The following is a 13,888-nucleotide window of genomic DNA, read 5'->3' as shown; positions in this document are numbered from 1 at the left end:
GGGCGGACCGGACGGGACCGCACGCACAGGGGAGGGTGGGCACGATGCGAGTGATGGCGCAGATGTCGATGGTCATGAACCTCGACAAGTGCATCGGGTGCCACACGTGCTCGGTGACGTGCAAGCAGGCGTGGACGAACCGCAGCGGCACCGAGTACGTGTGGTTCAACAACGTCGAGACGCGGCCCGGGCAGGGGTACCCCCGCACGTACGAGGACCAGGAACGCTGGGAGGGCGGCTGGACCCGCACCCGGCGCGGGCGCCTCAAGCTCAAGCAGGGCGGGCGGTGGAAGAACCTCGCGACGATCTTCGCGAGTCCGAGGATGCCGTCCATCGACGACTACTACGAGCCGTGGACCTACGACTACGAGACGCTGACGACGGCGCCGCTGCAGGAGCACACGCCGGTGGCCCGGCCGACGTCGCTCCTCACGGGCGAGGACACGGCGATCCGGTGGAGCGCCAACTGGGACGACGACCTCGGCGGCGCCCCTGAGCTCGCCCATGCTGACCCCGTCCTGCAGAAGGTGTCCGAGAAGGTCACCCTCGAGTTCGAGCAGACGTTCATGTTCTACCTGCCGCGCATCTGCGAGCACTGCCTCAACCCGTCGTGCGCGGCGTCCTGCCCGTCGGGAGCGATCTACAAGCGCGCCGAGGACGGGATCGTGCTCGTCGACCAGGACGCGTGCCGGGGCTGGCGCAAGTGCGTGACCGGGTGCCCCTACAAGAAGGTGTACTTCAACCACCGCACCGGCAAGGCCGAGAAGTGCACGTTCTGCTACCCACGCGTCGAGGTGGGCCTGCCGACCATCTGCTCCGAGACGTGCGTCGGTCGGCTCCGGTACATCGGGCTCGTGCTCTACGACGCGGACAAGGTTCTCGAGGCCGCGAGCGTCGCGGACGACCACGACCTGCTCACCGCGCAGCGCAGCGTGTTCCTCGACCCGCACGACCCAGAGGTGGTCCGCGCGGCGGAGCTCGCGGGGATCCCGCGGGACTGGGTCGACGCCGCCCAGCGCTCGCCGGTCTGGCGCCTCATCAGCGACTACGAGGTGGCGCTGCCCCTGCACCCGGAGTACCGGACGATGCCGATGGTCTGGTACATCCCGCCGCTCAGCCCGGTGGTCGACGTCGTCGCCGAGACAGGGCAGGACGCGGAGGACACGCACAACCTCTTCGCGGCGATCGACACCCTGCGGATCCCGGTGGAGTACCTCGCGGAGCTCTTCACCGCCGGTGAGGCGGCGCCGGTGACGGCGGTGCTCAAGCGCCTGGCGGCGATGCGGTCGTTCATGCGGGACATCACCCTCGGACGCGAGCGCGACGAGTCCATCGCGCAGGCCGTGGGGATGGACGGCGACTCGATGTACGAGATGTACCGGCTCCTGGCGATCGCGAAGTACGAGGAGCGGTACGTCATCCCGCCGGCGCACGCGGAGCAGGCCCACGGTCTCGAGGAGCTCGCCACGGAGTGCAGCCTCGACTACGACGGCGGTCCCGGCATGGGTGGGTCCGGCCCGTTCGGCGAGGGGTCGGGCGGGACCACTCCCGTGGCGATCGAGAACTTCCACATGCTCAAGCAGCGTCAGACGAGCGACAGCGCGACGGGCACGCCCGCGCGGGTCAACCTCCTCAACTGGGACGGCAAGGGGGCTCCCCCCGGGCTGTTCCCCTCCCGGGACGCCCGCCCCGGCGCCGACCCGGACCGCTCGGAGGGGACCGACCCCGCCGGAGAGACGGAGCCGCGGCCGTGAACCGTGCGGCGCGGGCGCGCGCAGCGAGGGAGCTGGCATCCGAGGAGACCGCCGTCGTGCATCGCGTCGCGGCGCTCCTGCTCGACTACCCCGACGCGACGCTGCTCGGCCGTCTCGGCGCCCTCGAGCGGGTGTGCGGCGCGCTGCCCGGACAGTCGGGCGCCCCGCTGCGCCGGCTCGTCGCGCACCTCGCCGCGGGGACCCAGGGGCAGCTCGAGGCGGAGTACGTCGCGACGTTCGACCACCGTCGGCGCTGCTGCCTCTACCTCACCTACTACGCCCACGGCGACACCCGGCAGCGCGGCGTCGCCCTCGTCACCCTCAAGCAGGCGTACCGGCGGGCCGGGCTCGTCGTCGGCGACGAGGAGCTGCCCGACCACCTCTGCGTGCTCCTGGAGTTCGCCGCCACCGCCGACCGGGCGGAGGGCATCCGGCTGCTGCTCGAGCACCGTGCAGGGCTGGAGCTGCTGCGCACCGCCCTCCTCGACGTCGGGTCGCCGTACGCCGACGCCGTCACGGCGGTGAGCGCGACGCTCCCGGCGCTCGCCGGCACGGACCGCGAGGCGGTCCTGCGCCTCGCGGCCGAGGGACCACCCGGCGAGGACGTCGGCCTCGAACCGTTCGCCCGCCCCGAGTACTCCGGAGTCCACCCATGACGACGACCGACATCCTCCTGTGGGTGGTCATCCCGTACGTGACCCTCGCGATCTTCGTGCTCGGGCACGTCTGGCGGTACCGGTACGACAAGTTCGGCTGGACGACGCGCTCCTCGCAGCTCTACGAGAGCCGGTTGCTGCGCTGGGCCAGCCCGCTGTTCCACTTCGGGATCCTCGCCGTGTTCCTCGGGCACGTCCTCGGCCTCGGGATCCCGCAGAGCTGGACGGACGCGGTGGGCATCTCCGAGCGCGCCTACCACGTCCTCGCCGTGAGCATCGGGAGCGTCGCCGGGTTCTGCACCCTCGTCGGCGCGGCGCTGCTCATCTACCGCAGGCGGACCGTGGGTCCGGTGTTCAGCGCGACGACGAGGACGGACAAGGCCATGTGGTTCATGCTCGGTCTCGTCATCCTCCTCGGCCTGTGGAACACCGTCTCCGGCTCCGTCCTCAACCTCGGCGGGGACTACGACTACCGCACCGGTGTCTCCGAGTGGTACCGCAGCATCTTCTACCTCGACCCCCGGGGAGAGCTCATGGCGCAGGCGCCCGTCGGCTTCCGGGCGCATGCCATGGCGGCGATGATCCTCTTCGCGATGTGGCCGTTCACCCGCCTCGTCCATGTCTTCAGCGCCCCGGTGGGCTACCTGTGGCGTCCGTACGTCGTCTACCGCAGCAAGGACGTCGCGCCGGCTCGGCGGCCCCGGCGCTCAGCCTGGGACCGAGCGACGAGCGGCCGGTAGTCCGTCAGCTCTCGGCGCGTGCGGTGCGTGCAGTGATCTCGACCGTCGTGCAGCCAAGGGAGCAGACCGCGCACGAGCCGTCGGGCAACCGGCCGTCGCCCGCCATATCGTTTGTCGTTAGTAACGATAAACAATATGGTGTGACGATGGACACCAACGGAACGCCACCCGCAGAGCCCGCACCCCGACCGTCGACGGTCGTGACCACCCTCACCGACCAGAGCCGCAAGGACCGCAGGTTGCTCTTCTGGGTCGTCGTCGTCTGCGGGATCGGTGTCGTGGCGCTCGTCGTGTCGTACCTGCTCGCCGCGACCTACCAGTGGAGCGAGGGCTTCGTCGTGCTGGCGCTGCACCAGGTCGACGGCGTGTCGATCGTCCAGTCGCCCACTGGCGTCGCTCTCGAGCCCACGGGAACGCTCGAGGTGACCGTCGCTGCAGACGCTCTGCCAGGAGCTGCCGTGGCTCTGCTCTGGCTGGCTGACGGCGTGCACACGGTGCTGTGGTGCGCCGTCGCCGTCATGCTCGCGCTGCTCGCCCTGCGCTTGTCGGACGGGCGCCTCTTCGCACCGGCGACGATGCGCGTCCTCAACGTGTTCACGGTGGCGGTCTTCGCCACGGTCGCGGGCCCGCAAGGGCTGCGGCAGCTGGGCACCAGCTGGGCCATCGGCTCCCTGGGGTGGGAGGGCCGCATGGCCCCGAGCCCCGACCTCGGGTCCGGCGTGTGGATCGCCTACGCCGCGATGCTCTTCTGCATCTGCATGCAGATAGCCCTGCGCAGCGGTGCGCGGCTCGCTCGCGACCAGGACGGCATCGTCTGATGGGTGAGCAGCCCGACGACCACTCGGTCGTGTGCCGTCTCGACGCCCTCCTGGAAGCACGGGGGATGACCCTCGTAGAGCTCTCCGAGCGGGTGGGGATCTCGGTTGTCAACCTCTCCGTCCTCAAGAACAACCGTGCGCGGGCGATCCGGTTCAACACCCTCACCCGGTTGTGCCAGGTGCTCGAGTGCGGGCCGGGCGACCTCTTCGAGGTTGTGCTCGATGCCTGATCTCGTCCTCGCCACCCTGGGTGTCCTCGGGCGGATCGGGTCAGGTCTCGGTGCGCGCGGTGAGCTCGGCGTCCCGTGCGATCGTCGCGGCGACGCCATGGACGACGGTCGACAGGAACGCCCGGTCCTCGAGCGCCATGAGACCGGCCACGGTCGTCCCCCCGGGCGAGCACACGGCGTCGATGAGGCCCCACGGGTTGTGCTCGGACTCCAGGACCATCCGCGCCGACCCGAGCACGGTCTGGGCGGCGATCCGCGTCGCGAGCGCCTTCGGCATACCTGCCTGCACGGCGCCCCGCGCGAGCGAGTCGATGAACAGGTACGCGAACGCGGGCGAGCTGCCGGCGATCGCCGTGAAGGTCGAGAACTGTGACTCCGCCAGCTCGATGGCGTCCCCGACAGCACGGAAGATCCCGAGCACGAGGTCGAGGTCCTCGCGCGTCGCGGCCGCGTTGCCGGTGACCGCCGCCATGCCCGCACCGATGGTCGCGTTGATGTTCGGCATGACGCGGACGACGGGCGCGGAGCCCGCCGGCCGTCCGGCCGTCGCCAGGAGCGCCTCGAGCCGGGCGACGGGGGTCCCTGCGGCGATGGACACGACGACCCGGCGCCGGTCGGCGAGCTGGGCGGCGAGCTCCGGCAGGACCTCCGGGATCACCTGCGGCTTCATGGCGAGCACGACGACGTCGCAGGCCTCGACGAGCTCCGCGTTCGTCGCGGCGGCGCGCACGCCCAGCTCGTCCCGCAGCGCCTCGCGCTTCTCGGTCGTCGGGTCGGACACGACGATCTCCGTCGCGGGGAGGAAGCCGTCGCTGACGATCCCGCGGACGATCGCGCTCGCCATGTTGCCCGTACCGATGAACCCGACCGTCATGTCTGCGTACCTCTCGTGGTGTGGACGTGCTGGTTTACGGTAGCGGGTGGGAGGCACGAGCCCCCCGGGAAGCAGGGGGAGAGCGATGTCGCAGGCGTTACGAGCGGTGGTCACCGGAGCCTCGTCGGGGATCGGCGCCGCCACCGTGCGCCTCCTGCGTGCGCAGGGCTGGGAGGTCGTCGCGGTCGCGCGCCGTGCGGACCGCCTCGCCGAGCTGGCCGCCGAGACCGGCGCCACCGCGGTCGCGGCCGACATCACGCGCGCCGACGACGTCGCACGCCTGGCCGCGCTGGTCACGGAACAGGGTCCGCTCCACGCGGTCGTCAACAACGCCGGGGGAGCGCTCGGGCTCGACCCCGTCGCCACCGGCGACGTCGAGCAGTGGCGTCAGATGTACGAGACGAACGTCCTCGGCACCCTCCAGGTGACCCAGGCGCTGCTGCCCGCCCTCCGAGAGTCCGGACGCGGTGACGTCGTCGTCGTCACGTCCACCGCCGGGCACGGCACCTACCCGGGCGGTGCCGGGTACGTCGCCGCGAAGCACGCCGAGCGCGTGCTCGCCGAGACGCTGCGCCTCGAGCTCGTGGGCGAGAGCGTGCGTGTCATCGAGATCGCCCCCGGCATGGTGCGCACGGAGGAGTTCTCGCTCACCCGGTTCGGCGGCGACCAGCGCCGCGCCGACGACGTCTACTCCGGCGTCGAGGAGCCGCTCACCGCGCAGGACGTCGCCGACGCGATCACGTGGACCCTCACCCGACCCCACCACGTGAACATCGACTCCATGGTGATCCGCCCGCGGGCACAGGCGTCGAACACGGTCGTCGCACGCACGCCGCCCGCCTGACGTATCGCCGGTGCGCGCCCCGAGCCGCGGGTGCCCTTGCCCGACCGTTGGGGAGATGGCACACTCCTCGTCGTGACCACCTCCCGCCCCGCCGTCGTGCGCGCCCAGCGCGTGCGCTCCGCTGCGGTGCAGGTCACCCGTGCCGCGTGTTGTTGAGGCCCCTGCCTCCGACCCGCCCTGCCCGCGCCGACCCAGGACCATGTCCCTGAGGTGAGCGGGCCCAGCACCGCCCCAGAGGAACACCATGGTCACCCTCGAGGTCCTCGCCTCCGCACCCCTCACCATCGAGATGCTCGTCGCCCGCGACATCTCCGCCTACTCCGCCCGTCGCCTGGCGCCACCACAGCGTCCTGGCCGCCGTCACCCGCCCCGCAGCGCGCGGACCGGTGGCTATAGTGGGAGCACAGGCGTCGACCCGGCCATCACCGGTGAGCCTCCGGAAGAACAGGTCTCCCTCACCGGGGCACCCCAGTAGAACCGGACGGGTGGCCCGTCACAGCCGACATGAGAGGCCGCCGGTCTGCACCGACCAGCGGCAAGCGGGGTGGTACCGCGGCTCGACGCTCACGCGTCGGTGTCGTCCTCGCACGAGAGCGAGCACGACCCGGACCACCCGCCACAGGAGCTGTACTCATGAGCTATCCGCTGCACCGCCCGTCCGACGACGGCGTCGCCGCCTCCCCGAACCTCCCCGCGCTCGAGGAGGAGGTCCTCGCCTACTGGCAGGCCGACGGCACGTTCCAGGCGTCGATCGACAACCGCCCCGAGGGCGAGCACGGCAGCAACGAGTTCGTCTTCTACGACGGCCCCCCGTTCGCCAACGGCCTGCCGCACTACGGCCACCTGCTCACCGGGTATGCCAAGGACGTCGTGCCGCGCTACCGCACGATGCGTGGGCAGCGGGTCGAGCGCCGTTTCGGTTGGGACACCCACGGCCTGCCGGCCGAGCTCGAGGCCGAACGGGTGCTGGGAATCACCGACAAGTCGCAGATCGAGGCCATGGGCATCGACACGTTCAACGCGGCATGCCGCGAGTCCGTGCTGCGGTACACGGGGGAGTGGCAGCAGTACGTGACGCGCCAGGCGCGCTGGGTCGACTTCGAGCACGACTACAAGACGCTCGACATCACGTTCATGGAGTCCGTGATCTGGGCGTTCAAGCAGCTGTACGACAAGGGGCTCGCGTACGAGGGCTACCGGGTGCTGCCCTACTGCTGGCGCGACGAGACACCCTTGTCCAACCACGAGCTGCGCATGGACGACGACGTCTACCAGTCCCGTCAGGACCCGGCGCTGACCGTCGGGCTCCGCCTGCTCGACGACGCCGGCGAGCCCACCCAGGAGCTCGCGCTCATCTGGACGACGACACCGTGGACGCTGCCCTCGAACCTCGCCGTCGCCGTCGGGCCGGACGTCGAGTACGTCGTCGTCGCGCCCGGCCCCGAGTCTGCGCTCGCGGGCAACGAGGTGCTCTTGGGTGCGGCGCGGTTGTCCGCCTACGCCAAGGAGCTCGACCTCTCCGACGACGTCGCGTCGCACGTCCTGCGCACCGTCCGCGGCGCCGAGCTCGCCGGCCGCCGGTACGTCCCGCCGTTCGACTACTTCGCGGGGGCGGACGCCGACCCCGCCGCTCACCAGATCCTCACGGCCGACTTCGTCACCACCGAGGACGGCACCGGGCTGGTGCACCTCGCGCCCGCCTTCGGCGAGGACGACATGGCGGTGTGCCTCGAGGCAGGCATCAGCACGGTGGTGCCCGTCGACGACCGCGGTCGGTTCACCGCGCAGGTGCCGGAGTACGCCGGCCAGCAGGTGTTCGACGCCAACCCGGCGATCATCAAGGACCTCAAGGACGGCACCGGGCCGCTCGCCCGGACCGACGCGGCGCGCCGCGCGGTCGTCGTGCGCCACGAGACCTACCAGCACTCCTACCCCCACTGCTGGCGGTGCCGGAACCCGCTCATCTACAAGGCCGTGTCGAGCTGGTTCGTCAGCGTCACGAAGATCCGCGACCGCATGGTCGAGCTCAACCAGGACATCGCCTGGACACCGGAGCACATCAAGGACGGCCAGTTCGGCAAGTGGCTCGCGAACGCCCGTGACTGGTCGATCTCCCGCAACCGCTACTGGGGCACGCCTATCCCCGTGTGGGTCTCGGACGACCCTGCCTACCCACGCGTCGACGTCTACGGCTCACTCGCCGAGCTCGAGGCGGACTTCGGCGTGCCCGTCACCGACCTGCACCGCCCGTTCATCGACGAGCTGACGCGCCCCAACCCGGACGACCCCACGGGGCGCTCGACGATGCGCCGCATCCCCGACGTCCTCGACGTGTGGTTCGACTCGGGGTCCATGCCGTTCGCGCAGGTGCACTACCCGTTCGAGAACGCCGACTGGTTCGAGCACCACTACCCGGGCGACTTCATCGTCGAGTACATCGGGCAGACGCGGGGCTGGTTCTACACGCTGCACGTCCTCGCGACCGCCCTGTTCGACCGGCCTGCCTTCCGCACCGCCGTCTCGCACGGGATCGTGCTCGGGTCGGACGGCCGCAAGATGAGCAAGTCGCTGCGCAACTACCCGGACGTCTCCGAGGTCCTCGACCGCGACGGCTCGGACGCGATGCGGTGGTTCCTCATGAGCTCGCCCATCCTGCGTGGTGGCAACCTCGTCGTCACCGAGGAGGGCATCCGGGACTCCGTGCGTCAGGTGCTGCTGCCCGTGTGGAGCACGTACTACTTCTTCACGCTGTACGCGGACGCGGCGAATGGCGGCGCGGGGTACCAGGCACGCGCCGTCACGCCCGACGAGGTCGCCGGCCTGCCCGTCATGGACCGGTACCTCCTCGCGCGCACCGAGCGTCTCGTCGACACCGTGACCCGACAGATGGACGTCTACGACATCTCCGGCGCCTGTGAGAGCGTCCGGGAGCACCTCGACGTGCTCACCAACTGGTACGTGCGCACCCAGCGCAACCGGTTCTGGGCGGAGGACACCGACGCGTTCAACACGCTGTGGACCGCGCTCGAGGTGCTCACCCGGGTCATGGCCCCCCTCGCTCCGCTCCTCAGCGAGGAGGTGTGGCGCGGGCTCACCGGTGGACGCAGCGTGCACCTCACCGACTGGCCCGCGCAGCAGCGCGTCGACGAGGACGCCGAACCGTTCGTCGTCGACGGCGCCGTCCGCGCGGCCGGGGTGCGGCTGGTCGTCGACCCCGTCCTCGTGCCGGACGCCGGGCTCGTCGCCGTCATGGACCGCGTCCGCACCGCGTGCTCGCTGAGCCTCGGTCTGCGCAAGGCCCACAAGCTGCGGGTGCGCCAGCCGCTCGCCCGGCTCACCGTCGTCGTGGAGGACCCGACGACGCTCGCGCCGTACACCGACCTCCTGGCGACCGAGCTCAACGTCAAGGACGTGGAGCTGGTCGGCCTCGACTCCGGCGCGGCCGAGAGGTACGGCATCTCCCGCCGACTGTCGGTCAACGCCCGCGCGGCAGGCCCACGCCTGGGCCGGGGCGTCCAGGCTGCGATCAAGGCGGCCAAGGCGGGCCAGTGGCGCGAGGAGCCGGACGGCACGATCGTGCTGACGACGCCCGACGGCGACGTGCCGCTCGAGCCGGCGGAGTACGAGGTGTCGACCGTCGTCGGCTCCGGTGACGCGGACGGACAGGTCGCCGCGGCGGTCCTGCCCGACGGCGGGTTCGTCGTGCTCGACCTCGCTCTCACGGACGCGCTCCTCGCCGAGGGGTACGCCCGCGACGTCGTCCGCGACGTGCAGGACGCCCGGAAGGCGGCGGACCTCGACGTGACCGACCGCATCACCCTCTCGCTGACGGTGCCGCCGGAGTGGCTCGCAGCCGTCGAGGAGCACTCCGAGCTCATCGCACGGGAGACGCTCGCGGTCGAGATCGTCGTCGCCGCGTCGCCGGCGCCGGACCGGCACGTCACGGTCGCCCGCGCGACCGGCGAGGGGACGACCACGGGGGTGGACGCATGAGCAGCAGGACGAACGGCCGACGTCGGGACGAGGGCCCCGAGGTCCCGCCCGAGGTCCAGGCGGAGCTGGACGGTGTGTACCGGTCGATCATGAGCCGCGCCCCGGAGCATGACATCGACCCGACCCTCGACCGGGTCCGCCAGGTCTGCGAGCTCCTGGGCGACCCGCAGCGGGCGTTCCGCACGGTCCACGTCACGGGCACGAACGGCAAGACCTCCACCTCCCGCATGGTCGAGCGGCTCGTGCGCGAGCACGGGCTGCGCACCGGACGCTTCACGAGCCCGCACCTCACCTCCGTCACCGAGCGCATCGCCATCGACGGCGAGCCGCTGAGCGCGGAGCGCTTCATCGAGGTGTGGCGCGACGTCCAGCCGTACGTCGAGATGGTGGACGAGTCGTCGCAGGCGTCCGGTGGCCCGCGACTGAGCTTCTTCGAGGTGCTCACGGTCATGGCCTTCGCCGCGTTCGCCGACGCCCCTGTCGACGTCGCGATCATCGAGGTCGGGATGGGCGGCACCTGGGACTCGACGAACGTCGCGGACGGCGAGGTCGCGATCATCACTCCCGTCGCTCTCGACCACCAGCGGTGGCTCGGTCACACGATCGCGGACATCGCCGGGACCAAGGCGGGAATCGTCAAGGAGGGGGCGACGCTCGTGCTGGCGGAGCAGAGCGAGGACGCCGAGGGAGTGATCCTCGCGGTGGCCGCGGAGCGCGGGGCGCGTGTCCTGCGCGAGGGGATCGACCTCGAGGTCCCCGAGCGCTACCCGGCTGTCGGCGGCCAGCTCACGAGCCTGCGCACCCCGGCTGGGCTCTACACGGAGATCTATCTCCCGGTGTACGGGGCCTACCAGGCGCACAACGCGCTGCTCGCCCTCGCGGCGACCGAGGCGTTGCTCTCCGGTGGACGGGCCCTCGACGGCGAGGTCGTCGGTGCGGCGTTCGCGGACGTCGACAGCCCCGGGCGCCTCGAGGTGGTCCGTTCCAGCCCGACGATGCTCGTCGACGCGGCGCACAACCCCGCCGGGACGCAGGCGCTCGTCGACGCCGTCGAGGAGTCCTTCGAGTTCACCCGGCTCATCGGCGTCGTGGGTGTCCTCGCGGACAAGGACGCCGAGACGATCCTTGCCCTCCTCGAGCCGCTCCTCGCGGAGGTCGTCGTCACCCGTTCGAGCTCCGAACGGTCGCACGACGTCGACGACCTGGAGGAGCTCGCGATCGACATCTTCGGGGAGGACCGGGTCCACAGCGCTGAACGGCTCGACGCCGCGATCGACCTCGCGGCCGGCCGCGCGGAGAGCGAGGACACCATCGGTGTCGGCACCGGCACCGGCGTGCTCATCACCGGGTCCGTCATCCTCGCGGCCGAGGCCCGGGTGCTCCTCGGCCGCGGCTGACCGGGCTCCGGCCCGCACCGCCGGAGCCGGGGTGGTCTAATGGCGGGACCGACGACGACGCGACCCGGGGAGAGGCGTGCCATGAAGAAGTTGATCAACGCGCCCGAGGAGGCCGTGGCCGAGGCCGTCGAGGGGTTCGTCCTCGCACACGCCGACCTCGTGGCGCAGCTCCCGGGTTCCCTGGTGGTCACCCGACGCGGGGGCACGAGCGCCGGCAAGGTCGGCCTCGTCTCCGGCGGGGGATCCGGGCACGAGCCGTTGCACACGGGATTCGTGGGAGCGGGCATGCTCGACGCCGCCGTCCCGGGTCCGATGTTCACCTCGCCCACGCCGGACCAGGTGCTGCGGGGTCTCGTCGCAGCCGACAGCGGGCGCGGGGTCCTCGCGATCGTCAAGAACTACACGGGCGACGTCCTCAACTTCGAGACCGCGGCCGAGATCGCGGTGGATGACGGCCGCGACGTCGTCACGGTGGTCGTCGACGACGACGTCGCGACCGACGAGCCAGGGATCGGCCGGCGGGGTGTCTCCGGAGCGCTGCTCGTGGAGAAGATCGCCGGCGCCGCCGCAGAGCGCGGCGACGACCTGGCGTCCGTCGCGGCGCTCGCCCGGCGGGTCGTCGGCGACGTCCGCACCATGGGCGTCGCCCTGCGGGCGTGCACCGTGCCGCATGTCGGACGTCCGAGCTTCGACCTCGCGGAGGACGAGGTGGAGATCGGCATCGGGATCCATGGTGAGCCCGGGCGTCGCCGTGTCCCGCACACGAACGCCGACGAGCTCACCCGCGTCCTGCTCGACGCGGTGGGGAGTGCCCTCGCCCTGCGACCGGCGGACCGGGTGTTGCTGTTCGTTAACGGTATGGGCGGGACACCCGTGTCGGAGCTGTACGTGGTCTATCGTCAGGCACGCCGGCTCCTCGAGGAGCAGGGTGTCGAGGTCAGCAGGTCGCTCGTGGGTTCCTACGTCACTGCGCTGGACATGCAGGGGGCGTCGGTCACGGTGCTCCGCCTTGACGACGAGCTCACCGAGCTGTGGGACGCCCCGGTCCGGACGGCAGCTCTCCGGTGGTGAACCACACGGGTGCCCGGCGGGTGACGAAGCCCGGCCCGACGACGAACGGCTCCAGCCCGGCGACGAGCAGGGCGTGCGGGAGTGCGGGAGTGACGCGGGCGGGTCACGAGAGATGCACGGATGCGGGCGAGAGAAGGACTGTGGCAGGTATGGCGTTGGACGTGGCGTGGGCGGAGCGATGGGCGCGGGAGACCGCAGCCGCGATCGCAGGAGCGCGCGACGATCTCGTGGAGCTCGACCGGCAGATCGGGGACGGGGACCACGGGGAGAACCTCGACCGGGGCTTCCGGGCCGTGGTGAGCGCCCTCGACTCGGTCGAGGAGGAGCCACGGCTCATCGGTGACGTGCTCAGGCTCGTCGCCACGACGCTCATGTCCTCGGTCGGGGGGGCCTCCGGTCCGTTGTACGGGACGGCGTACCTGCGCGCCGCCAAGGTCACAGGGCTCGAGACGCTCGACGCGCGTGGTGTGGTGGCACTCCTCGAGGCGGCCCTCGAGGGCATCACGGCGCGAGGCAAGGCGGTCCAGGGCGAGAAGACGATGGTCGACGCGTGGGTGCCGGCGGTCGAGGCCGCGGTCGCTGCCGCGGCCGCCGGCGCCGCTCCGCTCGGGGTCCTCGTCGCTGCCGCGCAGGGTGCGAGCGCGGGCGCGGACGCGACGAAGCCGCTCGTCGCGACGAAGGGGCGTGCGAGCTACCTCGGTGAGCGGAGCGTCGGTCACGAGGACCCCGGGGCAGCCTCGAGCGTCATCGTCCTGTGCGCGGCTGTGCGGGCGGCCACCCAGGAGGACGCAGCATGAGAGCACGTGTGGCGCTGGTCCTCGTCTCCCATTCCCAGCGGCTCGCCGCGGGGACCGCGGAGCTCGCCGCGCAGATGGCGCCGGGGGTGCTCCTGCTGCACGCCGGCGGGACCGCGGAGCAGACGCTCGGCACCGACTTCGGCCGGGTCAGTGGCGCGGTCTCCGAGGCGTTGCGGACGTCGGACGGGGTGCTCGTCCTCGCCGACCTCGGCTCGGCGATCCTCACGGTGGAGTCGGTCATCGAGGTGCTGCCTGCCGCGGACTCGGAACGCGTCCGCCTCGCGGACGCTCCGTTCGTCGAGGGAGCGGTCGCTGCCGCGGTCACGGCTCATGGCGGCGGGAGCCTCGCCGAGGTGCTCGACTCCGCGGAGCATGCGGGCTCGACCTTCTCGGACCGGGAGTGGCCGGAGAGGACGAGCGAGGCCGGGGTGCCCGCTGCAGCAAGCGGTGACGGCGACGGCACACGCCGGTCGGTGGTGCTGCGCAACCCGCTCGGTCTGCACGCCAGGCCGGCGGCGGTCCTCGCCCGTCTCATCGCGGGGTTCGACGCCCGCCTCACCGTCAACGGGGTGAACGGCGCGAGCATCCTCGAGCTCATGAAGCTGGGTGCGACCGGCGGGCAGGAGCTCGACGTCTCGGCCAGCGGACCGCAGGCCGTCGAGGCCGTGGCAGCTGTCGTGCACGCTGTCGAGGGCGGGTTCGGCGAGGCCTGAG

General features: G+C 71.5%; 13 protein-coding genes. 12 read left to right on the top strand and 1 reads right to left on the bottom strand.

Annotated elements, in window-relative coordinates; translation table 11 throughout:
- Positions 1-44: 44 nt before the first annotated feature.
- The 5 genes from narH (at position 45) to AC54T1_RS08395 (ending at position 4,198) form a co-directional block, all read left to right on the top strand.
- Entirely contained in the window at positions 45-1,754 is a 1,710-nt protein-coding gene (gene narH / locus AC54T1_RS08415; RefSeq protein WP_496911656.1) for a nitrate reductase subunit beta, read from the top strand.
- 56 nt (positions 1,755-1,810) lie between these two features.
- Entirely contained in the window at positions 1,811-2,410 is a 600-nt protein-coding gene (gene narJ / locus AC54T1_RS08410) for a nitrate reductase molybdenum cofactor assembly chaperone (protein WP_496911655.1), read from the top strand.
- On the top strand, positions 2,407-3,150 hold the full coding sequence (narI, locus tag AC54T1_RS08405; protein WP_496911654.1) for a respiratory nitrate reductase subunit gamma: 744 nt from the start codon (positions 2,407-2,409) through the stop codon (positions 3,148-3,150). The genes narJ and narI overlap by 4 nt, the downstream gene beginning before the upstream one ends.
- Positions 3,151-3,296: 146 nt before the next feature.
- A complete protein-coding gene (locus tag AC54T1_RS08400; RefSeq protein ID WP_496911653.1) occupies positions 3,297-3,968 on the top strand; it encodes a hypothetical protein in 672 nt (223 codons plus the stop codon).
- Positions 3,968-4,198 (top strand): helix-turn-helix domain-containing protein, encoded by a 231-nt coding sequence (locus AC54T1_RS08395; RefSeq protein ID WP_496911652.1) that lies wholly within the window; start codon positions 3,968-3,970, stop codon positions 4,196-4,198. Before AC54T1_RS08400 ends, AC54T1_RS08395 begins: the two co-directional genes overlap by 1 nt.
- 40 nt (positions 4,199-4,238) lie before the next feature.
- On the opposite strand, the gene proC is transcribed toward AC54T1_RS08395, so the two are convergent.
- Positions 4,239-5,072, bottom strand: coding sequence for a pyrroline-5-carboxylate reductase (gene proC, locus AC54T1_RS08390; RefSeq protein WP_484345240.1), 834 nt, complete (start codon positions 5,070-5,072; stop codon positions 4,239-4,241).
- An 85-nt stretch (positions 5,073-5,157) separates the two neighbouring features.
- Between proC and AC54T1_RS08385 the strand changes: the two genes are divergently transcribed.
- The 7 genes from AC54T1_RS08385 (at position 5,158) to dhaM (ending at position 13,887) form a co-directional block, all read left to right on the top strand.
- On the top strand, positions 5,158-5,916 hold the full coding sequence (locus AC54T1_RS08385; RefSeq protein WP_484345241.1) for an SDR family oxidoreductase: 759 nt from the start codon (positions 5,158-5,160) through the stop codon (positions 5,914-5,916).
- A gap of 244 nt (positions 5,917-6,160) precedes the next feature.
- A complete protein-coding gene (locus AC54T1_RS08380; RefSeq protein ID WP_484345242.1) occupies positions 6,161-6,391 on the top strand; it encodes a hypothetical protein in 231 nt (76 codons plus the stop codon).
- Between the two features lie 158 nt (positions 6,392-6,549).
- On the top strand, positions 6,550-9,909 hold the full coding sequence (gene ileS, locus AC54T1_RS08375) for an isoleucine--tRNA ligase (RefSeq protein ID WP_496911651.1): 3,360 nt from the start codon (positions 6,550-6,552) through the stop codon (positions 9,907-9,909).
- Positions 9,906-11,306, top strand: coding sequence for a bifunctional folylpolyglutamate synthase/dihydrofolate synthase (locus AC54T1_RS08370; RefSeq protein ID WP_484345244.1), 1,401 nt, complete (start codon positions 9,906-9,908; stop codon positions 11,304-11,306). The genes ileS and AC54T1_RS08370 overlap by 4 nt, the downstream gene beginning before the upstream one ends.
- Before the next feature lie 81 nt (positions 11,307-11,387).
- Entirely contained in the window at positions 11,388-12,377 is a 990-nt protein-coding gene (gene dhaK, locus AC54T1_RS08365; protein WP_496911650.1) for a dihydroxyacetone kinase subunit DhaK, read from the top strand.
- A gap of 149 nt (positions 12,378-12,526) precedes the next feature.
- A complete protein-coding gene (gene dhaL / locus AC54T1_RS08360) occupies positions 12,527-13,174 on the top strand; it encodes a dihydroxyacetone kinase subunit DhaL (protein ID WP_484345246.1) in 648 nt (215 codons plus the stop codon).
- Positions 13,171-13,887 (top strand): dihydroxyacetone kinase phosphoryl donor subunit DhaM, encoded by a 717-nt coding sequence (dhaM, locus tag AC54T1_RS08355; protein ID WP_484345247.1) that lies wholly within the window; start codon positions 13,171-13,173, stop codon positions 13,885-13,887. The genes dhaL and dhaM overlap by 4 nt, the downstream gene beginning before the upstream one ends.
- Position 13,888 lies beyond the last annotated feature (1 nt).

The organism is Sanguibacter sp. Z41_6 (assembly GCF_059621145.1).
Note: the sequence above shows the minus strand (reverse complement) of the source record. Positions and strands in the feature narration are given on the sequence as shown.